Origin of the sequence: Allostreptomyces psammosilenae (assembly GCF_013407765.1) — a bacterium.
GTDB classification, from domain to species: domain Bacteria; phylum Actinomycetota; class Actinomycetes; order Streptomycetales; family Streptomycetaceae; genus Allostreptomyces; species Allostreptomyces psammosilenae.
Genome location: NZ_JACBZD010000001.1, coordinates 4,307,275 through 4,332,212 on the forward strand (window position 1 = coordinate 4,307,275; position 24,938 = coordinate 4,332,212).

21 protein-coding genes are annotated in these 24,938 nt (G+C 74.9%); 17 read left to right on the forward strand and 4 right to left on the reverse strand.

Annotation, left to right across the window (positions count from 1 at the left end; all coding sequences use genetic code 11):
- Positions 1 to 674: 674 nt before the first annotated feature.
- The 8 genes from FHU37_RS17810 (at position 675) to FHU37_RS28395 (ending at position 9,154) form a co-directional block, all read left to right on the forward strand.
- Positions 675 to 3,041: an ATP-dependent DNA helicase RecG gene (locus FHU37_RS17810; protein WP_179815149.1), complete on the forward strand. Its 2,367-nt coding sequence runs from the start codon at positions 675 to 677 to the stop codon at positions 3,039 to 3,041.
- Positions 3,042 to 3,131: 90 nt separating this feature from the next.
- The gene (gene rsmD, locus FHU37_RS17815; RefSeq protein ID WP_179815150.1) at positions 3,132 to 3,812 is read left to right on the forward strand and encodes a 16S rRNA (guanine(966)-N(2))-methyltransferase RsmD; all 681 of its coding nucleotides are present in this window, start codon (positions 3,132 to 3,134) and stop codon (positions 3,810 to 3,812) included.
- A gap of 8 nt (positions 3,813 to 3,820) precedes the next feature.
- Positions 3,821 to 4,300, forward strand: a complete 480-nt coding sequence (gene coaD, locus FHU37_RS17820) for a pantetheine-phosphate adenylyltransferase (protein WP_179816357.1) — start codon at positions 3,821 to 3,823, stop codon at positions 4,298 to 4,300.
- Positions 4,301 to 4,513: 213 nt separating this feature from the next.
- Positions 4,514 to 5,581: an ATP synthase subunit B family protein gene (locus FHU37_RS17825; RefSeq protein ID WP_179815151.1), complete on the forward strand. Its 1,068-nt coding sequence runs from the start codon at positions 4,514 to 4,516 to the stop codon at positions 5,579 to 5,581.
- A 453-nt stretch (positions 5,582 to 6,034) separates the two neighbouring features.
- Complete coding sequence (locus FHU37_RS17830; protein WP_179815152.1) at positions 6,035 to 6,613, forward strand: YceD family protein; 579 nt, start codon at positions 6,035 to 6,037, stop codon at positions 6,611 to 6,613.
- Between the two features lie 2 nt (positions 6,614 to 6,615).
- Positions 6,616 to 6,789: a 50S ribosomal protein L32 gene (rpmF, locus tag FHU37_RS17835; RefSeq protein ID WP_179815153.1), complete on the forward strand. Its 174-nt coding sequence runs from the start codon at positions 6,616 to 6,618 to the stop codon at positions 6,787 to 6,789.
- Between the two features lie 19 nt (positions 6,790 to 6,808).
- Positions 6,809 to 7,666 carry a ribonuclease III gene (rnc, locus tag FHU37_RS17840; RefSeq protein WP_179815154.1) on the forward strand — a complete coding sequence of 286 codons (858 nt, stop codon included), beginning with the start codon at positions 6,809 to 6,811 and terminating at the stop codon, positions 7,664 to 7,666.
- 402 nt (positions 7,667 to 8,068) lie between these two features.
- The gene (locus FHU37_RS28395; protein WP_312892657.1) at positions 8,069 to 9,154 is read left to right on the forward strand and encodes an Fpg/Nei family DNA glycosylase; all 1,086 of its coding nucleotides are present in this window, start codon (positions 8,069 to 8,071) and stop codon (positions 9,152 to 9,154) included.
- A 46-nt stretch (positions 9,155 to 9,200) separates the two neighbouring features.
- Here the strand turns inward: FHU37_RS28395 and FHU37_RS17855 are convergent, their stop codons facing one another.
- Positions 9,201 to 9,680, reverse strand: a complete 480-nt coding sequence (locus FHU37_RS17855; RefSeq protein ID WP_179815155.1) for a CAP domain-containing protein — start codon at positions 9,678 to 9,680, stop codon at positions 9,201 to 9,203.
- 288 nt (positions 9,681 to 9,968) lie between these two features.
- Between FHU37_RS17855 and FHU37_RS17860 the strand changes: the two genes are divergently transcribed.
- The 5 genes from FHU37_RS17860 (at position 9,969) to FHU37_RS17880 (ending at position 16,540) form a co-directional block, all read left to right on the forward strand.
- Positions 9,969 to 10,247: an acylphosphatase gene (locus FHU37_RS17860; protein ID WP_179815156.1), complete on the forward strand. Its 279-nt coding sequence runs from the start codon at positions 9,969 to 9,971 to the stop codon at positions 10,245 to 10,247.
- Between the two features lie 484 nt (positions 10,248 to 10,731).
- Positions 10,732 to 10,935: a hypothetical protein gene (locus FHU37_RS17865; RefSeq protein ID WP_179815157.1), complete on the forward strand. Its 204-nt coding sequence runs from the start codon at positions 10,732 to 10,734 to the stop codon at positions 10,933 to 10,935.
- Positions 10,936 to 11,578: 643 nt separating this feature from the next.
- A complete protein-coding gene (gene smc / locus FHU37_RS17870) occupies positions 11,579 to 15,415 on the forward strand; it encodes a chromosome segregation protein SMC (protein ID WP_179815158.1) in 3,837 nt (1,278 codons plus the stop codon).
- A gap of 190 nt (positions 15,416 to 15,605) precedes the next feature.
- Positions 15,606 to 16,019 carry a DUF2690 domain-containing protein gene (locus FHU37_RS17875; RefSeq protein ID WP_179815159.1) on the forward strand — a complete coding sequence of 138 codons (414 nt, stop codon included), beginning with the start codon at positions 15,606 to 15,608 and terminating at the stop codon, positions 16,017 to 16,019.
- Positions 16,020 to 16,132: 113 nt separating this feature from the next.
- Positions 16,133 to 16,540 carry a DUF2690 domain-containing protein gene (locus FHU37_RS17880; protein WP_179815160.1) on the forward strand — a complete coding sequence of 136 codons (408 nt, stop codon included), beginning with the start codon at positions 16,133 to 16,135 and terminating at the stop codon, positions 16,538 to 16,540.
- Positions 16,541 to 16,607: 67 nt separating this feature from the next.
- On the opposite strand, the gene FHU37_RS17885 is transcribed toward FHU37_RS17880, so the two are convergent.
- Positions 16,608 to 18,182: a DEAD/DEAH box helicase gene (locus FHU37_RS17885; protein WP_179815161.1), complete on the reverse strand. Its 1,575-nt coding sequence runs from the start codon at positions 18,180 to 18,182 to the stop codon at positions 16,608 to 16,610.
- A 394-nt stretch (positions 18,183 to 18,576) separates the two neighbouring features.
- Positions 18,577 to 18,780 (reverse strand): cold-shock protein, encoded by a 204-nt coding sequence (locus FHU37_RS17890; protein ID WP_179815162.1) that lies wholly within the window; start codon positions 18,778 to 18,780, stop codon positions 18,577 to 18,579.
- 368 nt (positions 18,781 to 19,148) lie between these two features.
- On the opposite strand from FHU37_RS17890, the gene FHU37_RS17895 reads away from it, so the two are divergent.
- The gene (locus FHU37_RS17895) at positions 19,149 to 20,342 is read left to right on the forward strand and encodes an RtcB family protein (protein WP_179815163.1); all 1,194 of its coding nucleotides are present in this window, start codon (positions 19,149 to 19,151) and stop codon (positions 20,340 to 20,342) included.
- 177 nt (positions 20,343 to 20,519) lie between these two features.
- On the opposite strand, the gene FHU37_RS17900 is transcribed toward FHU37_RS17895, so the two are convergent.
- A complete protein-coding gene (locus FHU37_RS17900) occupies positions 20,520 to 22,202 on the reverse strand; it encodes an L-lactate permease (RefSeq protein ID WP_179815164.1) in 1,683 nt (560 codons plus the stop codon).
- Between the two features lie 136 nt (positions 22,203 to 22,338).
- Here FHU37_RS17900 and kduI point away from each other — a divergent pair, with 136 nt between their 5' ends.
- From kduI to FHU37_RS17915, 3 genes are read left to right on the forward strand one after another with little or no spacing between them, the layout of a single operon-like run.
- Positions 22,339 to 23,271 carry a 5-dehydro-4-deoxy-D-glucuronate isomerase gene (gene kduI, locus FHU37_RS17905; RefSeq protein ID WP_218904071.1) on the forward strand — a complete coding sequence of 311 codons (933 nt, stop codon included), beginning with the start codon at positions 22,339 to 22,341 and terminating at the stop codon, positions 23,269 to 23,271.
- On the forward strand, positions 23,268 to 24,029 hold the full coding sequence (locus tag FHU37_RS17910) for an SDR family oxidoreductase (protein ID WP_179815165.1): 762 nt from the start codon (positions 23,268 to 23,270) through the stop codon (positions 24,027 to 24,029). Before kduI ends, FHU37_RS17910 begins: the two co-directional genes overlap by 4 nt.
- A gap of 55 nt (positions 24,030 to 24,084) precedes the next feature.
- Positions 24,085 to 24,843: an IclR family transcriptional regulator gene (locus FHU37_RS17915; protein ID WP_179815166.1), complete on the forward strand. Its 759-nt coding sequence runs from the start codon at positions 24,085 to 24,087 to the stop codon at positions 24,841 to 24,843.
- The last annotated feature ends 95 nt before the right edge of the window (positions 24,844 to 24,938 follow it).

Sequence of the window (24,938 nt, forward strand, 5' to 3'; positions counted from 1 at the left end):
CACAGGCTGGAGGAGGGGTCTCCCACCGCCCCCTATTTCCATGAGAGCGTGGAAATAGGGGGACCCCCTTCGGGCGTGGTGGCATGCTGCCCGGATTTCATGCCTGTTTGTCGCTTTTCGCTCGGCGATTTTCCTCTTCTGATCATTTTCTGGATGCGTGTCTCCGTGGCGGGCGGACTGGCGGGTTACTGGCTGGGGCCGGGTTCCGTTGCTTCCCGAGCACGCGGCGGAGTTGTCCACAGGCCGGAAGAGGGGACTGCCGTCACCCCCCGTTCCCATGAGAGCGTGGAAATAGGGGGACCCCCTTCGGGCCCGCGTGCCGTGCTGCCCGGATTCCGATCCGCGCAGCACGGCACCCGGGCCCGCACAACTTCAGCCCACACAACTCCGAACCCGCACAACTCCGAACCCGCACAACTCAAGCCCACCCCGCCCTCAGAGCCACCCCACCCTCAGACTCACCCCCGGCCCCCAGACCCACCCCCGCCCTCGGAGCCACCCCAGCCCCAGACCCGCCCCCACCACCCCACCCCCGCCCGTCCTCCCCGGTGTTCGTCGGAGGTGTGGTGTGGAATAGGAGGCGGCCTCGCGGCGGGCGCCGGGCGGCGCTCGGGGGTCAGGCCCGCCGCAGGTGGGTGAGCCAGTGAGCAGAGAGAAAGGTGTGGCCCCGGAACATGCCCGCCACCGACGCCCCCCGCCTCGACGAACCACTGCGCGCGCTCGTCGGCGACCGCACCGCGAAGGTCCTCGCCGACCACCTCGACCTGCGCACCACCGGCGACCTGCTGCGCCACTACCCCCGCCGCTACGCCGAGCGCGGCGAGCTCACCCGGCTCGACGACCTCCAGCTCGACGAGCACGCCACCGTCGTCGCGCGCATCGAGAAGGTGACCAACCGCAAGTTCCGCAACCGCCGCGGCAACCTCCTCGAAGTCGTCGTCACCGACGGCTACGGCAGCCTCACCCTGACCTTCTTCAACCAGGCGTGGCGCGAGAAGGAACTCCGTCCCGGCCGGCGCGGCATGTTCGCCGGCAAGGTGGGGGTCTTCCGCGGCGTCCGCCAACTCGCCAACCCGGACTACGAACTCCTCGACGGCGACACCACCGCCGAGGACGGCACGCCCGGCGCCTCCGGCGCCGCCGAGGCCTTCGCCGGGCGCCTGATCCCGGTCTACCCGGCGGCCGCCAAGATGCCGTCCTGGAAGATCAGCCAGTGCGTGGACGTGGCGCTGGACTCCCTCGCCCGTGAGGGCTGGAACGGCGTCGGCGACCCGTTGCCGGAGTCGCTGCGCGCCGGCCGCGGCCTGCTCACCCTGCCCGAGGCGCTGGAGAAGGTGCACCGCCCGCGCACCCGGGCGGACGTCGAGGCCGCCCGGGACCGCCTGAAGTGGGACGAGGCGTTCGTCCTCCAGGTCGCCCTGGCCCGCCGCCGGGCCGCGGACCGGGCCGCGCCGGCCCAGCCGCGCCGCGCGGTGCCCGGCGGTCTGCTGGACGCGTTCGACGCCCGGCTGCCGTTCACCCTCACCGACGGCCAGCGCGCCGTGGGCGAGGAGATCGCGGCGGACCTCGCCCGCGAACACCCGATGCACCGCCTGCTGCAGGGCGAGGTGGGCTCCGGCAAGACGCTGGTCGCGCTGCGCGCGATGCTCACCGTGGTGGACGCCGGCGGCCAGGCCGCGCTGCTCGCCCCCACCGAGGTGCTGGCCCAGCAGCACCACCGCTCCATCGTGGAGATGCTCGGCCCGCTCGCCGAGGGCGGGCTGCTCGGCGGGGACGAGCGCGGCACCAAGGTGGTGCTGCTGACCGGCTCGATGGGTGCCAAGGCCCGCCGGCAGGCGCTGCTCGACCTGGTCACCGGCGAGGCCGGCATCGTGGTGGGCACCCACGCGCTGATCGAGGACGTGGTCTCCTTCCACGACCTCGGCCTGGTCGTGGTGGACGAGCAGCACCGCTTCGGCGTCGAGCAGCGCGACGCGCTGCGCGCCAAGGCGGAGCGCACCCCGCACCTGCTGGTGATGACGGCGACGCCGATCCCGCGCACCGTCGCCATGACGGTCTTCGGCGACCTGGAGACGTCGGTGCTGGACCAGCTCCCGGCCGGACGCGCCCCGATCTCCTCGCACGTGGTCCCGGCGGCGGAGAAGCCGCACTTCCTGACCCGCGCCTGGGAGCGGCTGCGCGAGGAGGTGGAGGCCGGACACCAGGCGTACGTGGTCTGCCCGCGCATCGGCGACGACGAGGACTCCGCCGGCGAGGCGCCGGCCGGCGGGACCCGCCGGAGTCGGACCAGGCGCCCCGCCGCCGGCGCCTTCGCCCTCGACGACGGCGACGGCTCGGCGGCCCCGACCGGCCCGGCGGCCGACGAGCCGGACGGGGGCGACGAGGACGACGGCGCCGAGGGCGCCGAGGGCGCCGACGGGGAACGGCGCCCGCCGCTCGCCGTGCTGGACGTGGCCCGGCTGCTCGCCGAGGGGCCGCTGGCCGGGCTGAGGGTGGAGGTGCTGCACGGCCGGATGGCGCCGGACGCCAAGGACGAGGTGATGCGCGGCTTCGCCTCCGGGGAGGTGGACGTGCTGGTCGCCACCACGGTGGTCGAGGTGGGCGTGAACGTGCCCAACGCCACCGTGATGGTGATCATGGACGCCGACCGCTTCGGCGTCTCCCAGCTGCACCAGCTCCGCGGGCGGGTGGGCCGTGGCTCCGCGCCCGGCCTGTGCCTGCTGGTCACCGACGCCCCGGGCGGGGGCCCGGCGCGGGCGCGGCTGGACGCGGTGGCGGCCACCCGTGACGGATTCGAGCTGTCCCGGATCGACCTCGAACAGCGCCGCGAGGGCGACGTGCTCGGCCAGGCGCAGTCCGGCAGTCGCTCCAGCCTGCGGATGGTCACCGTGCTGGAGGACGAGGAGCTGATCGCGCAGGCCCGCCAGGAGGCGATCGCGGTGGTGGCCGCGGATCCCGAGCTGGCCGACCACCCGGACCTGCGGACGGCGCTGGACAACCTGGTGGACGACGAGCGTGCCGAGTACCTGGAGAAGGGCTGATCGCCGGCACCTGAGAGGCTGGGGGCAGCACGCCCCGGGCGGCCAGGCCGGCCGGCGGGGCCGGTGAAGGCGACGAAGGAGAACGAAGCGGTGACCCGAGTGATCGCGGGCGCGGCCGGCGGGCGCAGGCTGGCCGTCCCCCCGGGCAGCGGCACCCGGCCCACGTCCGACCGGGCCCGGGAGGGCCTGTTCTCCAGCTGGGAGTCGCTGCGCGGCACGCTGCGCGGCGCCCGGGTGCTGGACCTGTACGGCGGTTCCGGGGCCGTCGGTCTGGAGGCGCTGTCCCGCGGGGCGGCGCACGCCCTGCTGGTCGAGGCGGACCAGCGGGCGGCGCGCACCATCCGGGAGAACGTGCGGACCGTCGCGCTGCCCGGGGCCGAGCTGCGCACCGCCCGCGCGGAGCGGGTGGTGGCCTCCCCGCCGCCCGCGGTCCCGTACGACGTGGTCTTCCTGGATCCGCCGTACGCGACGACCCAGGAGCAGCTGTCGGCGCTGCTGACGGCCGCGCTGGAGGGCGGCTGGGTGGCGCCCGGGGCGCTGGTCACGGTGGAGCGGGCCACCCGGTCCGGGGAGTTCGTCTGGCCGGCGGGCTTCGAGGGCCTGCGCTCCCGCAGGTACGGCGAGGGCACCCTCTGGTACGGTCGCGCCGCCGGCGGGGGCGCCGGCACCGATGGCGCCGACACCGAGGCGGAAGACACCGAGGCGGAAGACGCCCAGGCCGAGGATGTCGAGGCGGGCGAGAGCGGCGACGGAGCGGGGGACGGGCGATGAGCGGGACGGTGCGGCGCGTGGTGTGCCCGGGGTCGTTCGACCCGGTGACCAACGGTCACCTGGACGTCTTCACCCGGGCCGCGCGCCTCTTCGACGAGGTGCGGGTGGCCGTGCTGGTCAATCCGGACAAGCGCGGGCTGTTCCCCATCGAGGAGCGGATCGAGCTGATCCGGATGGCCGTGGAGGGCCTCGACAACGTGGTCGTGGAGGCCTTCGGCGGCCTGCTGGTGGACTACTGCCGGCAGCACGAGGTGCCCGTGGTGCTGAAGGGCCTGCGGGTGGCCGCGGACTTCGACTACGAGCAGCAGATGGCCGGGATGAACCGTCACCTGACCGGCGTGGAGACGCTGTTCCTGCCCACCGACCCGGCGCTGTCGCACATCTCCTCCAGCCTGGTGAAGGTGATCGCCTCGCACGGCGGCGACGTCTCCGGCCTGGTCCCGGCGCACGTCGGGGCGCGGCTGCGGCAGCGGCTGCGCGACTCCTGAGCACCCCCCGACACCCCTGCCACACCCCGCGCGCACCCCGCGCGTCACCGTGAGTCCACCACGGGCCGGACCCCCGCGACGCCCGTGGCCGTAGAGTCGTAGGGTGCCGTGCGACCGACTGTGCGACCGACCGAGCGACCGACCGCGGGTCCCCGCCCGGTCGCGTCGCCAGGGGTCGCCGGCGGTATCCGACGAGGGAGAACGTGAGCCGAAGTGGACGTCTCTGCGAAGATCGACGAGCTGCTGGAGATGGTGGAGAACGCGCGGTCGATGCCCATGTCGGCCTCCTGCGTGATCAACCGCGCCGAGATGATCGAGATCATCGAGGAGCTGCGGGCCGCCCTGCCGGCCGAACTCCAGCAGGCCCAGCAGGTCCTGGCGGAGCGTGACGCGGTCGTCGAGGAGGGGCGGCGGGAGGCGGAGCGGATCATCGAGGGCGCCCGCAACGAGCGCGGCAGCCTGGTCTCCCAGACGGCGGTGGCCCGGGAGTCGCAGGGCGCCGCCGACCGGGTGCTGGCCGAGGCCCGGCGGGAGGCCGAGGAGATCCGCCGCGAGGCCGACGACTACGTCGACCAGAAGCTGGCCAACTTCGAGGTCGTGCTGACCAAGACGCTGAACGCCGTCGGGCGCGGCCGGGAGAAGCTGCTCGGCAAGCGCCCCTCCGACGAGCTCGGCGCCTACATGGCGGCGGCGGACGAGGCGGCGGCCCGCGCGGACGCCGACTTCGACACCGGTGAGGAGCCGCCGTTCCCCGGCGAGAACCGCTTCGACGACGACGGTCCGTTCCGCCGCGAGCCGGCCTTCGCCAGCGAGCAGGCCCCGGTCGTGGGCGCCGGGGTGGGGCAGGGCGGCACGCCCTACCAGGAGGACGGCTACCAGGAGGACGGCTACCAGACCGGGGGCGCCGGGCAGCCGTTCGACGACGGCCAGGGCGGCGCGGGGTACGGCGAGCAGCCCCAGGGGTACCCGGGCCAGTCGCCGTACGGCGACCAGCAGCCGTACGAGCCGGCCGGCTACCCGGCCGGGGGCGGCTACGAGACCGGCCAGTACCCGGCGGACCCGAACGCCTACCAGGGCGGCTACGACCCGTCCGGCGCCGGCGCCTACCAGGCGCAGGGCTACGACACCGGCCAGTACGCCGCGCAGGGGCAGCCGCCGCAGCCCGGCTACCCGCCGTTCCCGCACCAGCAGCAGGGTCCCGGGACGCTCGACGAGACGAGCTTCTTCGACACCAGCGTGATCGACGTCGACCGGCTGCGCGAGCTGGACGGCCGGGGCTGAGGCCGCTCCCGGTCGGGTCGGCCGGACGCCGTGCCGGCCGACCCGACCCGGGCGACCACGGCCAACCCCGGCCCGAGCCGACCCGCCTCGGACCCGTGTCGGTCCCGCCCCGACCCGCCGGCCGGCCCCTCCCGTCGGGCCCTCCCACCGGCCCGAACCCGGCCGGACGGCCCCCGCCGGACCACCGCCGGTTGGGAGCGGCACGGATCGTCGCGTATCCTGGCTCACCGGCCTGCCGTCCGCCGTTCCCTCCGGCTGCCCGCGCGATTTCGGTGCGGGTGGCGCGGCCACGGGAAGGACGCTGACGTCCGCCGGAACCCCACGACGAGACCCGCATCACCCCGCGCGCCCACCCGGCCGCGGGCGAACCTGAGAGCAGGACCACTGAACGCCATCGATCCCCGCGACCCGCTCGTGTTCGACACCCGCGAGCTGGGTCGTCGTGCTGGGTCGATGCGGAGGGTGAGCCGGACGGTTCCCGCGCCGAAGGACCTCGGGATCGAGGTCATCGGCATCCGCGAGGGTGCCGACGTCGAGATCGACCTCCGCCTCGAGGCCGTGATGGAGGGCGTCCTGGTCACGGGGACCGCGCGCGGTCCCGTCCAGGGCGAGTGCGTACGCTGCCTGGAGCCGGTCGAGTACGAGTTCGAGGCCGACTTCCAGGAGCTGTACGCCTACCCCGAGTCCGAGCCGGTGGCGGGTAGGACTCCCGTGGCCCCGGAGGAGGAGGACGAGGAGGCCCTCCGCCTGGAGGGCGACCTGTTCGACCTCGAACCGGTGCTGCGGGACGCGGTGGTGCTCGAACTGCCGCTCCAGCCGGTGTGCCGGGAAGACTGCCCGGGCCTGTGCCCCGACTGCGGGGCGCGCCTGGCCGACGATCCGGACCACCAGCACAACGAAGCCGTCGACCCCAGGTGGGCGGCACTGCAGGAATTCGCCGTTGCCTCCCCGGACACCGGTCCGGATGCCGGGGGCGCCGGGGAGTACGACGACAGCGGCGCCTCGCGTGCCGATGAGAACCAGGAGAAGTAGCCGTGGCTGTCCCGAAGCGGAAGATGTCGCGCAGCAACACGCGCCACCGTCGTGCCCAGTGGAAGGCCGTCGCACCTTCGCTGATCAAGTGCGAGCGCTGCCAGGAGCCGAAGCTGCAGCACATCGCGTGCCCGAGCTGCGGCACCTACAACCGTCGTCAGGTCCTCGAGGTCTGATCGGCGGGTGAGAGGCTCGATGTCAGACAGCCGCCGGCCAGGGCCGGTCAAGGCGAACCAGTCGGACGAAGCCTCGCCCCACGTGGACCTCGAAGGGCGGCTCGGGTACCAGCTCGACGCCGCCCTTCTGGTCCGCGCGCTCACGCACCGCTCCTTCGCGTACGAGAACGGCGGCCTGCCCACCAACGAGCGCCTGGAGTTCCTCGGGGACTCCGTGCTCGGGCTGGTCGTCACCGACACCCTCTACCGGATCCACCCGGATCTCCCGGAGGGACAGCTCGCCAAGCTCCGCGCCGCCGTGGTGAACTCCCGGGCGCTGGCGGACGTCGGCCGCGGCCTCGAACTCGGACGGTTCATCCGTCTGGGCCGGGGCGAGGAAGGCACCGGCGGGCGGGACAAGTCCTCGATCCTGGCGGACACGCTGGAAGCCATCATCGGCGCCGTCTACCTGGACCAGGGCCTGGACGCCGCCTCCGAACTGGTGCACCGGCTGTTCGACCCGCTGATCGAGCGCTCGTCCAACCTCGGCGCCGGCCTGGACTGGAAGACCAGCCTCCAGGAGCTGACGGCCTCCGTCGGCATCGGCGTGCCGGAGTACGCGGTCACCGAGAGCGGACCCGACCACGAGAAGACGTTCACCGCCGCCGCGCGGGTGGGCGGCGTGGACTACGGGGCCGGCTCGGGCCGCAGCAAGAAGGAAGCGGAGCAGCAGGCGGCGCAGACCGCCTGGCACGCGATCCGTGCCGCGCACGGCCTGGCCGTGGACGGGACGGGAGCGGGTGAGCCCGCCGGGCGGCCGGCCGCCTCCGGCGGTTCGGCGAACGGGCAGCGGCCGGACGGGCCCGAGCAGGGCAGCGCCGCACCCCCCGCCGCCTGAGCCGTGTTCCGGGGCGCGTGTCCGGTGTCGCCGAGGTGATGGCGCCGGGCGCGGTGAGGCAGGACCCCAGCCCTCCCGACCAGTGGCCGGGAACGCCCCGCGGGGCGGACCGCCGGTCGACGGTGGGGGAGCGGGAAGCACGCAGTCGGTGAGAGGCCCCGCCATCGGAAGGGACGCGGGTGGTCCACGGACCGCCCGCCCGGGCCGATGGCGAGGTCTCCCCCCGAGCGTGACGCCCGCCGGGTCCCGGCGACGACGGGTCCGGCGGGGTACAGCCGTGGCTGAACAGCCGGCGGGGAACGGCCGGCGGAGCAGCGGGAGCGTCGCGCGGGCGGTGGTCCCGCGCGCCCGCCGCCGCGTCCGGCCGGCGATGAGGGGGACGAGGGGAGAGGCGGAGGAGCCGTGCCCGAACTGCCCGAGGTCGAGGTCGTGCGCCGGGGGCTGCAGCGCTGGGCCTCCGGCCGGCGGATCGCCGCCGTCGAGGTGCTGCACCCGCGGGCGGTGCGGCGGCACGTCGCGGGGGAGCGGGACTTCGCGGCGCGGCTGGTCGGGCGGGTGCTCGGGCCGGCGCTGCGCCGCGGCAAGTACCTGTGGCTGCCGCTGCTGGACGAGCCGGCGCAGGACGCGGTCCCGGGCGTACCCGCGCCGTCGGCCCCGCCCGTGCCGTCGGCGCAGTCGGCCCCGTTGGGCCGCGGCGGGGAGCCGCCGGACGTGCCGGAGTTCCCCTGCCTGGTGGCCCACCTCGGGATGAGCGGACAACTGCTGGTCCAGCCGCCCGAGGCGCCGGACGAGACCCACCTGCGGGTCCGGCTGTCCTTCGACGACGGCGGGCGCGAGGTGCGCTTCGTGGACCAGCGCACCTTCGGCGGACTGGCCGTGGAGCCCGGGGTGCCGGCCGAACTGCCCGCCGGGGCCCGGCAGAGCCGGGCGGCGGGGGCCGCGGCGCCGAACGCGGCGGCACCGACCGCGGTGGCCCGGACCGTGGTGGCCGTGCCCGGTACCGCCGTGCCGGAGCACCCGGCCCGGCTGATGGTGCCGCGCTCCGTGGCGCACATCGCCCGCGACCCGATGGACGAGCTCTTCGACGACGCCGCGTTCCACCGCGCCCTGCGGGCCCGCCGCACCGGGCTCAAGCGCGCCCTGCTCGACCAGACGCTGATCAGCGGGGTCGGCAACATCTACGCCGACGAGGCGCTGTGGCGGGCGCGGCTGCACTACGAGCGCCCCACCGCCACGATGACCCGGCCGCTCACCGAGCGCCTGCTGGCCGCCGTCCGGGCGGTCATGGAGGCGGCCCTGGAGGCCGGCGGCACCAGCTTCGACAGCCTGTACGTGAACGTGAACGGCGAGAGCGGCTACTTCGCCCGCTCGCTGGACGCCTACGGGCGCGCCGGCCTGCCCTGCGGCCGGTGCGGCCGGGCGATCGTGCGGGAGAGCTTCATGAACCGCTCCAGCTACTACTGCCCGCGCTGCCAGCGCCGCGGGTGACGCCCGGGCGGCCCGGCCGGCTCCCCCGGCCGGGCCGCCCGGCGCGTCACCAGCCGAACTCCTGGACCCAGTACGGGCCTTCCGGGCCGTCGGCCACGCCCACGCCGGTGGTGCGGGCACTGCAGTCGAGTATGTGGTTGCGGTGGTCGTCGCTGTCCAGCCAGTCGTGCACCACCTCCCAGGCGGAGTCCTGGCCGCGGGCGATGTTCTCGCCCACGAAGTTCTCCGCGCCGGCCTCGTCGGCGCGCTCGATGGGCGAGGTCCCGTCCGGGGTGGTGTGGCTGAAGTACACCCGCTCGGCCATGTCCCGGCTGTGCGCGCGGGCCATCCGGGTCAGCTCCGCGTCGGCGGTCAGCTTGGGGCAGCCCTCGCGGAGGCGTTGCTCGTTGACCAGCTCCACCACCTCCCGGCTGGACAGGCGGTTCGCGGCGTGGACGGGCCCGGCGGGGGCGATGGTCAGCAGCAGGGTCAGGGCAGCCCCGCAGGCGTACGGGAGTGCGGAAGTGCGGCGGCTCGCGGTCGTCATGGCCGGTACGTCCTCCTCGGCGGCGTGGGCGCTTCCGGCGCCCCGGCGTGGCGGTTGCCTGGTGCGGTCCGTTGCGGGGACGGTGACACCGGGTGTGCATTTCCTCTCCCTGTGTCGTGGTCCCTACAGTCACCCTCGCCCGCCGGGCGCGCCGCTGTCCCGGTGGAGGGGCGGTGCTTGGGCCGTTCGGGCACCGTGGTCCTGCTGTGGCGCTCGAATTCGGACAGTAGGCGCGACGCGCGGCGGCGTCCGGACTACGCCGGTGAACTCACCCGATACGGTGAGGACGTGAGTGACACCGTCCGTCTGATCGCCTGGGTGCGCGGCACCGTGCAGGGTGTCGGCTTCCGCTGGTTCACCCGGGCCAGGGCGCTCGAACTGGGGCTGCGCGGCGCAGCGGTGAACCTGGCCGACGGCCGGGTGCAGGTGACCGCGGAGGGGCCCCGGGAGCGCTGCGAGGCGCTGCTGGAGTGGCTGCGCGGGCCCGACACGCCCGGCGTGGTGACCGGGGTGACCGAGATGTGGGGCGAGCCCTCCGGGGGGCCGGAGGGCTTCGCGATGCGCTGAGCGACTCCGCCGAACGGGTGAAGCCGGGCGTCCCGGCGGCCTCCGGGCGGCCCCGGCCACGGCCGGCGCGGGCCCTCCGCGGCCCGCCGGGGCGGGCGCCGTCCGGCCCCGCCACCGCCCGTCGGTCCGGCGCCGACCAGCGACGACACCCGAATTCGGCGGCCCGAGGCGGGTGTTGGGGCATAGCGATTGCAATCGCCGCCCGAACATGCTTGGCTACCGACCAAGGGAAGTGGATCTCCACGGCTTCCCCCTTCCGGCCGCCTCCACGGCGTACCGGGGGCCGTCGCTCCGCGGCTGGCGGCGCCGCGTCGAGCAGGGCCGAGCGAGTGGGACGGCGCGTCGCGCGCTGTGATCGTGTTGACCCTCAGTGTTTTTGGTGAGACGCTGGAATCACGCCCCCGCCCTCATCTGCCGCCTGCGGGTGCGACGGTTCCCGACCCCTTCTCGCGGTCGGTCACTTCATCGTGGAGGACCATCCATCATGGCTAAGGCGCTTCTCGGTCACCTCGGTGGCCCGGACCCGCGACTCATCGCCGAGATGCGACGTCTACAGCAGCGCGTACAGGACCTGGAGTCCGAGCTCGTACGGGTCCAGGCCGAGAACGACGCCCTGGTCGACGCGGCTCGGCGTGAGCACCTGCTGAGCACGCTCGAGTCGCAGCGGCCGGAGCCCGCTCTCACCTGAGCCGCCGTACTCCTCCGGGGCCCGTGCGCCGTCACACGCGATCCGGCACCACGCGATCGGCGCGCGCGGCCGGCGCATCCGGCCGTCACACCGGCCGGCATGCGCGGTTGGGCGCGTGACCGGATCGTGCGGCTGCCACGGACCGTGGTCGTCGCCACCCCGCCACACCGGATCGACACCGCGTCTTCCCCGCGGCTGGGATCCGTCAGGGACGCCCTCGCCGGCGTCCCTTCTTTCGTGCGTGGGGGCCGCTCGCCGACCACCCGGTCCGTCGACCACCCCGGTCGCCGACCACCGGCGAGCCGCCTGCCGCAGCGGCCGTGCCGTGGGTGACGCCCTTCCGGACGCCGGACCCTGCCCCCTTTCGCGCTGATCGCTTCCCGCGGCGGTCACGTCGCCCGTGGAACGCGACGCCCGCCGCCGCCGGCCTTGTGCACGGGCCCGTGTGCACGGCCGGTGTGCGGGTGTCTCCGCGGTGTGTTCCTGCTGACTTGCTCCGGGATGTGCCCCACCTGCCGCATCGCGAAACTCTTCCGGCCCATTTCCCCGGCGCCGTCCGCGCCCGGGGACCCGCGCGGCACCCGACTTGCACCGACTCGTCCGGGTAGAGTCCCTCGGCGCCCCCTGCCTGAGGAAGCCGCCCGTGCATCTGAAGACCCTGACCCTCCGCGGATTCAAGTCGTTCGCCTCCACCACCACGCTCCGTCTCGAACCCGGCATCACCTGCGTGGTCGGACCGAACGGCTCCGGGAAGTCCAACGTGGTGGACGCCCTGTCCTGGGTGATGGGCGAACAGGGCGCCAAGTCGCTGCGCGGCGGCAAGATGGAGGACGTCATCTTCGCCGGCACCACCGGCCGCCCGCCGCTGGGCCGCGCCGAGGTCTCGCTCACCATCGACAACAGCGACGGCGCCCTGCCGATCGACTACACCGAGGTGACCATCACCCGGACCATGTTCCGCAACGGCGGCAGCGAGTACGCGATCAACGGCGACACCTGCCGGCTGCTGGACATCCAGGAACTGCTGTCCGACTCCGGCATCGGCCGCGAGATGCACGTCATCGTCGGGCAGGGGCAGCTCGACTCCGTCCTGCACGCCGACCCGGCCGGCCGCCGGGCCTTCATCGAGGAGGCGGCGGGCGTCCTGAAGCACCGCAAGCGCAAGGAGAAGGCGCTGCGCAAGCTCGACGCCATGCAGGCCAACCTCACCCGGGTGCAGGACCTCGCCGCGGAGCTGCGCCGCCAGCTCGCCCCGCTCGGCCGGCAGGCCAGGGTGGCCCGCCGGGCCGGCGTCATCCAGGCCGAGCTGCGGGACGCCCGGATGCGGCTGCTCGCCGACGACCTGGTCACCCTGCGTGACGCCCTGGAGGCGGAGACCGCCGACGAGGCGGCGCTGCGCGAGCGCCGCGCCGTCGTGGAGGCCCAGCTCGCCGCCGCGCAGCGCCGCGAGGGCGCCCTGGAGACCTCGGTGGCCGCCCTCGGCCCGCGGCTGGCCGAGGCGCAGGACACCTGGTACCGGCTCTCCCAGCTGGCCGAGCGGGTGCGCGGCACGGTCGGGCTCGCGCGGCAGCGGGCCCGGCACGCGGCGTCCGCGGCCGCCGGCGCCGACGAGCGGCGGGGCCGCGATCCGGAGGACATGGAGCGGGAGGCGCGGCGCGTCCGCGAGCAGGAGGCCGAGCTGGCGGAGGCCGTGGAGGCGGCCCGCGCCGCCCTGGAGGGGGCCGTGGAGCGGCGGGCGGAGGTGGAGCAGGAGCTGACCGAGGAGGAACGCCGGCTGCGGGACGCGGCCCGGGCCCTGGCGGACCGTCGGGAGGGGCTGGCCCGGCTGCGCGGTCAGGTGGCGGCGGCCCGTGGCCGCGCCGCCTCGGCCGAGGCGGAGACCGCGCGGCTGGCCGTCGCCGCCGAGGAGGCCCGGGAGCGGGCCGAGCGGGCGCGGCTGGAGTACGAGGAACTGCGGGCCGAGGTGGAGGGGGCGGCCGGCGGCGCCGGCGGGGCGCCGGGCGCGGACGCCCCGGCGGGCGCCGCCGACCTGGAGCGCCGGCTGGCCGAGGCGACCTCGGCGCTGGAGGAGGCCGAGCGGGCCCAGGGCGAGGCCCGCGAGGCGGTCACCGCGGCCGAGCGCGAGCGGGCCGCGCTGACCGCCCGCCACGAGGCGCTGTCCCTGGGGGTGCGGCGCAAGGACGGCTCGGGGGCGCTGCTGGAGGCCGGCGACCGGCTCGCCGGTCCGGGCCGGGGCGGGGTGCTGGGCCCGGCCGCCGAACTGCTGACCGTCGAGGCGGGCTGGGAGGAGGCGGTCGCCGCGGCGCTGGCCGGCGCGGCCGACGCCGTGGTGGTCGCGGACCCGGCGACGGCGGTGGCCGCCCTGGAACTGCTCCGCGCGGACGACGCCGGACGGGCGGCCCTGCTGCTGGCCGCGCCCGGCCCGGCCAGCGGGCCGGCCCCGCACGACCTGCCCACACCTGCCGCCCTGCCCGACCTGCCGCCGGGGTGCGCACCGGTCGCCGACCTGGTCGGCGTCGCCGACGGGGCGCCGGCCGGCCTGCTGGCGGCCGTGCGGGAGCTGCTGCGCGGCGTGGTCGCCGTGCCGGACCTGACCGGGGCCCGCGCCCTGGTGGAGCGCCACCCGGAGCTGACGGCGGTCACCCGGGGCGGCGACCTGCTCGGGGCGCGCCGCGCCGACGGCGGCTCGCCCGGCGCGCCCAGCCTGCTGCAGGTGCAGGCGGCGGTGGACGAGGCGGCGGCCCGGCTGGACGAACTCGCCGAGGAGTGCGCGCGGCTGGCGGAGCGCCACGAGGCGGCCAGGGCGGCCCGGAGCGCCGCCGCCGAGCTGGTGCGGGAGCTGACCGCCGAACGCCGCCGGGTGGAGCAGGCCGCCTCCGCCGCCGCGGCGCAACTCGGCCGGCTCGGCGGGCATGCGCGTGCCGCCGAGGGGGAGGCGGAGCGGCTGTCGGCCGCCGCGAGCCGCTCCGCCGCGGCCGGCGTGGAGGCCGCCGAGGCCGCGGCCGAGCTGGAGGAGCGGCTGGCCGTGGCGGAGGAGGCCCCGGTCGAGGAGGAGCCGGACACCGGCCGCCGCGACGAGCTGGCGGCACGCGCGACGGCCGCCCGGCAGGCCGAGATGGAGGCCCGACTGGCGCTGCGCACCCACGAGGAGCGGGCGCGGTCGCTGGCCGGGCGCGCCGACGCCCTCGACCGTGGTGCCCGGGCGGAGCGCGAGGCGCGCGCCCGGGCGGAGGAGCGGCGCCGCCGGGCCGGCCGCGAACGGCGGGTCGCGGAGGCGGTGACCACCGGCGCGGAGGCGCTGCTGGCCTTCACCGAGGTCTCCCTGGAGCGGGCGGCGGCGGCGCGGGCCGAGGTGGAGCGGGAGCGGTCCGCGCGCGAGGAGGAGCTGGCGGCCGAGCGCTCCCGGGCCCGGGACCTCGCGGCGGAGCTGGAGAAGCTGACCGACACGGTGCACCGCGACGAGGTGCTGCGGGCGGAGAAGCGGCTGCGGGTGGAGCAGCTGGAGAACCGGGCGATGGAGGAGTTCGGCGTCTCGCCGGAGACGCTGGTCGCCGAGTACGGCCCGGACCAGCTCATCCCGCCCGTCGTGGAGCCGGAGGAGGGCGATCTCCCCGCCGCCGGCCGGCCCGCCGCCGACGCGGAGACCACCGACGGCGTCACCGGGGACGGTTCCGTGAGCGGGCGCCCCGCCGCCCCCGCGCCGTCGCGCCGGCGCCGGCGGAGCGGCGGCGAGGCCGAGGGTGCGGCGGCCGAGCCGCGTCCCTACGTCCGGGCCGAGCAGCAGGAGCGGGCCCGGCGCGCCGAGCGGGAGTACGCCAAGCTCGGGAAGATCAACCCGCTCGCCCTGGAGGAGTTCGCCGCCCTGGAGGAGCGCCACCGCTTCCTGACCGAGCAGCTGGAGGACCTCAAGGCCACCCGCCGCGACCTGCTGACGGTGGTGCAGGAGGTGGACGAGCGGGTCCGGGAGGTGTTCGCGGCGGCCTTCCGGGACACGGCGCGGGAGTTCGAGGGCGTCTTCTCCCGGCTCTTCCCCGGCGGCGACGGCCGCCTGGTGCTGACCGACCCGGACGACATGCTCACCACCGGCGTGGAGGTGGAGGCCCGCCCGCCCGGCAAGAAGGTCAAGCGGCTGTCCCTGCTCTCCGGCGGCGAGCGCTCGCTGACCGCCGTCGCGCTGCTGGTGGCCATCTTCAAGGCGCGGCCCAGCCCGTTCTACGTGATGGACGAGGTCGAGGCGGCGTTGGACGACACCAACCTCCAGCGGCTGATCGGCATCATGGCCGAGCTGCGGGAGTCCTCGCAGCTGATCGTGATCACCCACCAGAAGCGGACGATGGAGATCGCCGACGCGCTGTACGGGGTCTCCATGAAGGGCGACGGCGTCTCCGAGGTGATCAGCCAGCGCCTCGGCGACCGCCGGCGCGCCCCGGCCGCCGATGACGCAGGTCCCGGGGCCGGCGCGGCGGCGTCAGCGTCGTGACGGAACGCCGGAAGCGGCGCTGAAGAGCACTGGAGGTAACCTTCCGGTTGCCTTCAGTGCCGATTTATGGCCATGCCATCTATTGCTGACACCGTGTCAACCAACGCAGGATGTCTGCCGTTCGTCACACGACGGGTCCTGACCTGCCCTGCTCCGAGACGGGCCGGGCGGTCATGAACAAGGAGAGACGATGCGCAGCAAGATCATGGCGGTGGCGGCGGGCGTCCTGACGGCGGCGGGGCTGGGCCTCGCGCCCTCGGCCTCCGCGGCACCGGTGGAGGCGCAGGCGCCGGCGGCGAGCTGTTTCGGCGCGGAGTGCAACGGCCTCGATCCGGTCGCGGCCGGATGTGTCGCCGACTCGACCGTCCAGGACTTCGCCTACAGCGAGACCGACGGTGTCATCGAGATCCGCTTCAGCCGGACGTGCGGCGCCGAGTACGCCCGGCTGGTCTACTCGCGCCCGGGGGCGCGGCTCCAGGTCACGGGTGGCGACGGCACCGTCTACACCAGGACCGTGCCGAGCGGGAGCACCACGGTGGTGTCCCCGATGTCGTCGTGGATCCGCAACGCGGTCTCCGGTGACACGGTCTACATCTCGTGGTGAGCGGCTACCGGACCACCCTCGGGCGGCCGCACGCCGCGCCTCGGACCGAGGAACGTCTCGACGGAATCCACCCCGGTCGCCACACCGCGCCCGGGAGCGAAGGGGGAACGAAGATGCGATACCGACTGGCCGCCGTCTCCGCGGCGCTCGTCTCTCTGGCCGGGCTGGGCATGGCGCCCTCCGCCGTGGCGGCGGAGGCGGAGTCGAGCGCCGCCGCGAGCTGTAGCGGCTCGGCCTGCGACGGGCGGAACCCGGTCGCGGAGGGGTGCGACGCGGGCAGCTACGTCCTCGACGCCGGGTACGCGGAGGCGGACGGGGTCGTGGAGCTGCGGTACAGCCCGGCCTGCGGCACGACGTACGCGCGGGTGCTCTACTCCCGGCCGGGCGCCGAACTCTACATCGGCGGCAACAGCAAGTCCTTCCGGGTGCGGGTGCCGGAGGGGAGCACCAGCACGGTCAGCCCGATGCTGTACGGAGCCACCACCGCCTTCTCCGGTGGCGCCATCGCCCTGGACTGGTGACACCCGTGGGGTCCGGCCGCCTTCGCGGCCGGACCCCACGCCGTCGTCGCTGAACGGGCGCGCCTACTCAGCCGGCGTCCGCGCCGCCGCCGGGGCGCGGCCGGCGTCCGCCGCGCCGTCCCCGGCCGCCGGCCTGGCCGGCGCCGCCGGACGCGGAAGCGCCCTGCGTGGCCCCGGCGCGGCCGCCCTGCCCGGCACCGCGTCGCCGGCGTCCTCCGGCGGCGGCTCCGCGTCCGTCGCCCCGGCCGGCGCCCTGCGGGCGTCCCGGCGCGGCGGGCGCGGGCAGGGTGACCGGCACGCCGGGGGGCGTGCGGGCGCCGGTGACCCGCTGGAGCTCGGCGTCTCCGGGGCGCACCCGGGTGGTCCGCGGGGTGATCCCGGCGATGGACATCAGCCGGCTCATCTCCCGGCGCTGGTCCGGCGTGACCAGGGTGACCACGGTGCCGGACTCCCCGGCGCGGGCGGTGCGCCCGCCGCGGTGCAGGTAGTCCTTGTGGTCGGTCGGCGGATCGACGTTGACCACCAGGTCGAGGCCGTCGATGTGGATGCCGCGGGCCGCCACGTTGGTCGCGATCAGCGCGCTGATGTGTCCGCCGCGGAACTGGTCCAGGGTGCGGTTGCGCTGCGGCTGGGTCTTGCCGCCGTGCAGCGCCGCCGCGCGCACGCCCTTGGCCAGCAGCTGCTTGGCGAGCCGGTCGGCGGCGTGCTTGGTCGCGATGAACATGATCACCCGGCCCTCGCGGGCGGCGATCTCGATGGTGGCCGCCTGCTTGTCCTCGGCGTCCACGTGCAGCAGGTGGTGCTCCATCGTGGTCACCGCCCCGGCGGACGGGTCGACGGAGTGGGTGACCGGGTCGGCCAGGAAGCGGCGGACCAGGCGGTCGACGTTGCGGTCCAGCGTGGCGGAGAACAGCATCCGCTGCCCGCCCGGGCGGACCTGCTCCAGCAGCACGGTGACCTGGGGCAGGAAGCCCATGTCGGCCATCTGGTCGGCCTCGTCCAGGACGGTGATGTCCACCTGGTCCAGTCGGACGTCGCCGCGGTTGATCAGGTCGGTGAGCCGCCCCGGGGTGGCCACGACCACCTCGGCGCCGCGCCGCAGGTCGCCGGCCTGCCGGCCGATGGACATGCCGCCGACCACGGTGGCCATGCGCAGGCCCACGGACCGGGCGTAGGGGGTCAGCGCGTCGGTGACCTGCTGGGCCAGTTCCCGGGTGGGGACGAGGACGAGGGCCAGCGGCTGCCGGGGTTCGGCGCGCCGGCCGGTGGTGCGGGCGAGCAGGGCCAGGCCGAAGGCGAGCGTCTTGCCGGAGCCGGTGCGGCCGCGGCCGAGGACGTCGCGCCCGCTCAGCGAGTTCGGCAGGGTGGCGGCCTGGATGGGGAACGGGGTGCTGACGCCCTGGCGGGTGAGCTCGGTGAGCAGGGCCGGCGGCAGCGGCAGGTCGCCGAAGGCGGCCACCGGCGGCAGGGCCGGGGTGGTGCTCACCGGGGCGGCGAACTCGGCGTGCGGGGCGGCGGGGCCCGCGCCGCGGTGGCCCGGGATCCGTGGGCGTCCGGCCTGCTGCCGGCCGCCGGAGGACTGCGGGCGGGGGCGGCGGGAGGGACGGGTGGAGGGGGTGGACGGCTGGGCCGTTCGTGTCATGCGGAACCTTCCTGGGGCGGCGCGTCCCGAGCAAGACTCCGCGGCGTCTGGCCGCTGGGAGGAGCGAGAACGAACCGTGAGGTGTCGAAACGTCGGGTGAGCGGACCGTGCGGCGCGTCGATACGGTGGGACGGACGGTCGGGGCCGGCCGCGACGCGGCGGGGGAGGGAAGTCGTGACCGGGGCCACCACAGTAGCGTGTGGTACCCGGGGGACGATTGTCACCGCCGACGAGGTGAACAGCCGGTGTGGCGTTGGGATACGCCGGGCGCTCCCCGCGGTGGCGGACCGGCCGCCGGACGGGTGACCGGGTGGGCGCCGAGGGGGCCCGGGCAGCGAGCGGGGCCCGCACCGACCGGTACGGGCCCCGTCTGCCGTTGGGCGTGGTGTCGTCGTCAGAGGACGACGATGTTCTCCGCCTGCGGGCCCTTCTGGCCCTGCGTGACGTCGAACTGGACCTTCTGGCCCTCGAAGAGCTCACGGAAGCCCTGGGCCTGGATCGCCGAGTAGTGGGCGAACACGTCAGCGCCGCCACCGTCCTGCTCGATGAAGCCGAAGCCCTTCTCGCCGTTGAACCACTTCACGGTGCCAGTAGCCATGTACATCTCCTTCTGGGGTACTCCAGGGCACACACCGCGTGTGCCCCGCGTCGCCGCGATGATCACCCCTCCGGAGAAAACCCCGGACAAACAGAATGCGCCTGTGGTCACAACCAGCAGGCGCACACGGACGTTCATGGGAACCAAAACTGCAACTCGTTCGACAGTAGCACGGCGGGGCGGAAAACGCGTTGAGTGTGGCGGGCGTCCCATGTCTTCATGGAGGCACCACACGGGGAGGCGGCAGCCGACCACGCGGGCGGGGACCGCCCCGGGCCCGGCCGTCCGGGCCGCCCCCCGTCCGAGCCGACCCTCCGCGCGGAGGGCGGTTCGACCATTCATCCGGTATTCGGCGGGGGAGCGGCGGCATGGTGTTCCAGGAAGTGGCGGGCGCGCGGGTACCGATCCGCATGTGGGCGGATCCGGCGGACGCCGGGGAGCCGGCGATGCGCCAGCTGTGGAACGTCACCACGCTGCCGTGGGTGCACGGCCTGGCCGCGATGCCGGACGTCCACTACGGCATCGGCGCCACGGTCGGCTCGGTGATCGCCATGGAGGGCGCGGTCAGCCCGGCCGCCGTCGGCGTGGACATCGGGTGCGGCATGACGGCGGTGCGCACCTCGCTGACCGCCGGGGACCTGCCGGACGACCTGTCCCGGCTGCGTTCCCGGATCGAGCGGCTGATCCCGGTCGGCATGGGGGTGCACCGGGAGCCGGTGGATCCGCGCCGTCTGCACGGGGTGCCGACCGGCGACTGGGACTCCTTCTGGGCCCGCTTCGACGAGCTGGCCCCGGCGGTGCGCGCCCGGCGCTCCCGGGCGGGTGTGCAGCTGGGCACGCTGGGCGGCGGCAACCACTTCCTGGAGGTGTGCCTGGACACCACGGGGCGGGTGTGGCTGATGCTGCACTCCGGTTCCCGCAACATCGGCAAGGAGCTGGCGGAGTACCACATCGGGGTCGCCCGGGGCCTGCCGCACAACGCCGACCTGCCGGACCGGGACCTGGCGGTGTTCGTCGCGGACACCCCGGAGATGGCGGCGTACCGGCGGGACCTGTTCTGGGCGCAGGACTACGCCCGGCGCAACCGCGCGGTGATGATGGCGCTCTTCCAGGACGCGCTGCGGCAGGAACTGCCCGCGGCCCGGCCGACCTTCGAGGAGCCGGTCAGCTGCCACCACAACTACGTGGCGGAGGAGGAGCACGACGGCCGTCGGCTGCTGGTGACCCGCAAGGGCGCGATCCGGGCGGGCAAGGGGGAGCTGGGCATCATCCCGGGCTCGATGGGCACCTCGTCCTACATCGTGCGCGGGCTGGGCAACCCGTTCTCCTACCAGTCGGCGTCGCACGGCGCCGGCCGCCGGATGAGCCGGAACCAGGCCCGCAAGCTGTTCGACGAGGCGGACCTCGCCGCGCAGACCGCCGGCGTGGAGTGCCGCAAGGACCGCGGGGTGGTGGACGAGATCCCGGCCGCCTACAAGGACATCGACGAGGTGATGGCCCGCCAGCAGGACCTGGTGGAGGTCGTCGCCCAGCTCAAGCAGGTGGTCTGCGTCAAGGGCTGACGTCCCGTTCCGCGTCCCGGCCGCGCCTCGGCCGGGGGCGTGGACGCGGAACGGGGGAGGACCGGGGGAGGGGGGAGGCGCCCGCGGTGGCGGCGGCGAGGGGGAAGGCCGCCGCCACCGTGTGGCGACGTCGCCGGCGGCGCGGTGCGCGGTGGCGGCCGGCGCCGGCGGTGGCGGTCAGTAGATGGTCATCCAGCCCAGCACCGGGGTGGACTGCAGGTAGACCAGCAGGCACATGGCCAGCAGCAGCACCACGCTCCAGCCGAAGACCCGCCGGAACAGGTCGCCCTCCCGGCCGACCAGGTCGACCGAGGCGGCGCCGATCGCCAGGTTCTGCGGGGAGATCATCTTGGCCATCACGCCGCCGGAGGAGTTGGCCGCGCCGAACAGGTACTCCGAGGCGCCCAGTTCCCGCGCGGCGGTGATCTGCAGCCCGCCGAACAGGGCGTTGGAGCCGGCGTCGGTCCCGGTGACGGCCACCCCGAACCAGCCGACCACGGGGGAGAGGAAGGCGAAGAAGGCGCCGGTGCCGGCCAGCCACAGGCCGAGGGTGGAGATCATCCCGGACAGGTTCATCACGTAGGACAGGGCGAAGACGGCGAAGATCGTCAGCACCGCCCAGCCGAACTGGCGGAAGGTGTCCCCGTAGATCCGCAGGGCCCGCCCCGGCCGGATCCGGAGCACGGCCATGGTGAGCAGGCCGGAGGCGAACAGCAGGGTGCCGGTGGCGGAGCCCCAGTTGAGCCGGTACTCGGCGGCGACCGGGGAGCCGTCCGGGCGGGTGATCTCGCCCAGTCCTGGCCAGGTCCATGACACGGTGGGCGCGTCCAGTACCTCGCGGACGGCCGGGATCTGCGCCAGGGAGAACAGCGCGACCACGATCAGGTACGGCGCGAAGGCGGCGAGGACGTCCGCGCGCCGGTCCGGGGCGTCGTCCGGCCGCTCCACCAGGCTCTGGACGGTGGTCGCCCGCGGCTGCGGGGAGGCGGCGGCGCCCCCGGTGGCAGGCGGCCCGCCGCGCCGGATGCGGTTCTCCGAGTCCTCGGCGATCCGCGGGCGCCACACCCGGTTGAGCCCGAGGATGGCGCCGGCGGCGAAGAGCGCGGCGAAGATGTCGCAGAGCCGGTAGCTGAAGAAGTTCGACAGCAGGAACTGGCCGAGTCCGAAGGCCACGCCGCCGGCGAGCGCCGCCGGCCAGGCCTCCCGCAGTCCGCGCCGCCCGTCCGCGATCCACAGCAGGATGAACGGCACCAGCACGGCCAGCAGGGCCGTCTGGCGCCCCGTCATGGCGCCGAAGTCGTCGGCGGACAGGCCGGTGACCGACCCCATGATGGTGATCGGGTTGCCCATGCCGCCGAAGGCCACCGGCGCGGTGTTGGCCACCAGGGCCAGCGTGGCGGCCCGCATCGGGCTGAAGCCGATCGCGATCAGCATCACGGCGCAGACGGCGATCGGCGCCCCGCCCCCCGCCAGCGACTCCAGCAGCGCCCCGAAGGCGAAGGCGATGATCACGGCCTGGATCCGGCGGTCGTCGCTGACCGCCCCGAACGCCCGCCGCAGCACCGCGAAGTGTCCGCTGTCCACCGTCAGGTTGTAGATCCAGATGGCGTTGAAGGTGATCCACAGGATGAGCAGGCAGCTCAGCGCCATTCCGAAGACGGCGGCGTCCAGGGTGGTCAGCAGCGGCATGCCGTAGCCGAGCACGGCCACGCCGACGGCGGTGGCCAGCGCGGCCAGGCCGGACCAGTGGGCCTTCACCCGCAGTCCGCCGAGCAGCACCAGCAGCACCACCAGGGGCAGCGCGGCGAGGAGCGCGGAGAGCGTCAGCGACCCGGTGGGGTCGAGGTCTTGGACGTACATCGACTGCCTCCCGGCAGGGGGTTGGGCGATCTGAGGGCCTGGGCTACACTCGCTTTCGTTCCGCCTTACGGAACGCTGTTCCGTGATGCGGGCCAATCGTTCCACCGGACGCCGAAGAGCGGAAGGGGTCGCGCAGATGGAAGGCAGCAACACGCGGAACACCGGGGACGCCGCGGGCGGCGGGCACACCGCGCCCGGCGAGCACCCCGGACACACCATGGAGGTCCGGCACGCCACCCACCCGGACCAGGTCCCCGGACTCGACACCGAGGACCTACGACGGCACTACCTCGTCGAGAACCTCTTCCCCACCGGCCGGATCCGCGCCGTGTACACCCACACCGACCGGATGGTGATCGCCGGCACCACACCCGCCCCCGGAGAACCGGTGGAACTCGGCACCTTCCCGCCCCTGCGCGCCGACCACTTCCTCCAGCGGCGGGAGCTCGGCGTCATCAACCTCGGCGGACCCGGAACCGTCACCGCCGACGGAACGGAACACGCCCTCGACACCAAGGACTGCCTCTACCTCGGCAGGGGCGTGCGCGAGGTCGCCTTCGCCACCGCCCAGCCCCCGACCGGCACCCCCGCCGGCCCACCGGCCCGCTTCTACCTGGTGTCCACCCCCGCGCACACCACGCACCCCACCCGCCTCGCCCGGCACCGGGACAGCACCGGCATCCGGCTCGGCACCGCCGACGGCGCCAACATCCGCACCCTGCACCGCTACATCGCCGCCGACGGCATCCCCAGCTGCCAACTGGTCATGGGCGTCACCGTCCTCGAACCCGGCAGCCTGTGGAACACCATGCCCTGCCACACCCACGACCGGCGCACCGAGATCTACCTCTACACCGACCTCCCCGACGACCACCGCGTCATCCACCTGATGGGCCGCCCCGACCGCACCCGGCACCTCGTGGTCGCCGGCGACCAGGCCGTCATCGCCCCCAGCTGGTCCGTGCACACCGGCGCCGGCACCCACGCCTACGCCTTCGTCTGGGCGATGGGCGGCGAGAACCAGGCCTTCGACGACATGGACCACGTGACCATCCCGGAGCTGCGGTGAGCCCCCACCCCTTCGACCTCACCGGACGCACCGCCCTGGTCACCGGCGCCCGCACCGGCATCGGCCGCGCCGCCGCCCTCGCCCTCGCCCGCGCCGGCGCCGACCTGGTGCTGCTCGGCAACGCCACCCGCCCACCGGAGCGGACCGCCGAGGAGGTCACCGCCCTCGGCCGGGCCGCCCACACCGTGGCCTGCGACCTCGCCCACCCCGAGGCCGTGCCCGAGGCCGCCGCCGAGATACTCGCCCGGCACCGGATCGACATCCTGGTCAACAACGCCGGCATCATCCGCCGTTCCCCGGCCGCCGAACACCCCTACGAGGACTGGCGCGAGGTGATGCGCGTCAACACCGACTCCCTCTTCCAGCTCAGCCGCCACCTCGGCCGCCCCATGCTGGAACGCGGCAGCGGCAAGATCGTCAACATCGCCTCCCTGCTCGCCTTCCAGGGCGGCCTCAACGTCGCCTCCTACGCCGCCGCCAAGCACGCCGTCGCCGGCCTCACCAAGGCCCTCGCCAACGAGTGGTCCGCACACGGCGTGCAGGTCAACGCCGTCGCCCCCGGCTACATCAGCACCGACAACACCGCCCCGCTGCGCGCCGAGGAACGCCGCGAACGCGAGATCCGCGCCCGCATACCCGCCGGCCGCTGGGGCACCCCCGAGGACGTCGCCGGAGCCGTCGTCTTCCTCGCCTCACCCGCCGCCGACTACGTGAGCGGTCACGTCCTCGTGGTCGATGGTGGTTGGATGTCCCGGTGACCCGCCCCCACGGGGGGACCGGCGGAAACGGCAGCACACGGGAGCGTCGGCGACGATGAGGACGAACGGCGGCGGCAACGCCATCGACAAGGCCCTGGCCGTCCTGGAGGCGCTCGCCGAGCACTCCCGGGTGACCGACATCGCCGTCGCCACCGGCCTGCCCAAGTCCACCGTGCACCGCATCCTGCAGACCCTGATCGACCGCCACTACGCGCTCTACGCGGGCGACGGCCACTACACCGCCGGCCCCCGCATCCTCACCCTCGCCGGCAAGGTGCTGGGCCGCTTCAACCCGGCCCAGCACGTCGAGGGCGCGCTGCGCCGGCTCCGCGACGCCACCGGCTACACCGTGCACTTCGCGCTGCTCGACGGCGACGAGGCGGTCTACGCGGCCAAACTGGAGGGCAGCCGCCCCTACCAGATGCCCTCCCGGGTGGGCAAGGGCATCCGACTGCACTCCACCGGCATCGGCAAGGCCGTCCTGGCCCAGATGGCCGACGAGGAGGTCACCGAGCTCACCGCCCGCACCGGCCTCCAGGCCCGCACCCCGCACACCATCACCGACCCCGCCGCCCTCCTGGACCACCTGGCCACCGTGCGGGCACGCGGCTACGCGCTGGACGAGCAGGAGAACGAGAACGGCATCCGCTGCATCGCCGCACCCGTCTTCGGCCACACCGGCGCCGTCATCGGCGGCGTCAGCGTCTCCACCCTCTCCCTGGAACCCTGGAAGCCCCCCATCGAACGGCTCGCCCCCCAGGTCATCGCCGCAGCCCAGGAGATCTCCGGCCTGCTCGGCGCCCCCACCCCCTGACCCCGCCGCACGCCCCCGCACCCCCCCGCCCCGCCCGCCCGGAGCCCCGCCGGCCCGCCCCGGCCAGGAAACCCGACCCCCCGCACACCGTCCGC

Coding starts and splice junctions, on each gene's coding strand:
- FHU37_RS17810 (WP_179815149.1), top strand. CDS start 675: ATGCCCGCCACCGACGCCCCCCGCCTCGACGAACCACTGCGCGCGCTC.
- FHU37_RS17830 (WP_179815152.1), top strand. CDS start 6,035: ATGCGGAGGGTGAGCCGGACGGTTCCCGCGCCGAAGGACCTCGGGATC.
- rnc (WP_179815154.1), top strand. CDS start 6,809: ATGTCAGACAGCCGCCGGCCAGGGCCGGTCAAGGCGAACCAGTCGGAC.
- FHU37_RS17855 (WP_179815155.1), bottom strand. CDS start 9,680: ATGACGACCGCGAGCCGCCGCACTTCCGCACTCCCGTACGCCTGCGGG.
- FHU37_RS17865 (WP_179815157.1), top strand. CDS start 10,732: ATGGCTAAGGCGCTTCTCGGTCACCTCGGTGGCCCGGACCCGCGACTC.
- FHU37_RS17875 (WP_179815159.1), top strand. CDS start 15,606: ATGCGCAGCAAGATCATGGCGGTGGCGGCGGGCGTCCTGACGGCGGCG.
- FHU37_RS17880 (WP_179815160.1), top strand. CDS start 16,133: ATGCGATACCGACTGGCCGCCGTCTCCGCGGCGCTCGTCTCTCTGGCC.
- FHU37_RS17885 (WP_179815161.1), bottom strand. CDS start 18,182: ATGACACGAACGGCCCAGCCGTCCACCCCCTCCACCCGTCCCTCCCGC.
- FHU37_RS17890 (WP_179815162.1), bottom strand. CDS start 18,780: ATGGCTACTGGCACCGTGAAGTGGTTCAACGGCGAGAAGGGCTTCGGC.
- FHU37_RS17895 (WP_179815163.1), top strand. CDS start 19,149: ATGGTGTTCCAGGAAGTGGCGGGCGCGCGGGTACCGATCCGCATGTGG.
- FHU37_RS17900 (WP_179815164.1), bottom strand. CDS start 22,202: ATGTACGTCCAAGACCTCGACCCCACCGGGTCGCTGACGCTCTCCGCG.
- kduI (WP_218904071.1), top strand. CDS start 22,339: ATGGAAGGCAGCAACACGCGGAACACCGGGGACGCCGCGGGCGGCGGG.
- FHU37_RS17915 (WP_179815166.1), top strand. CDS start 24,085: ATGAGGACGAACGGCGGCGGCAACGCCATCGACAAGGCCCTGGCCGTC.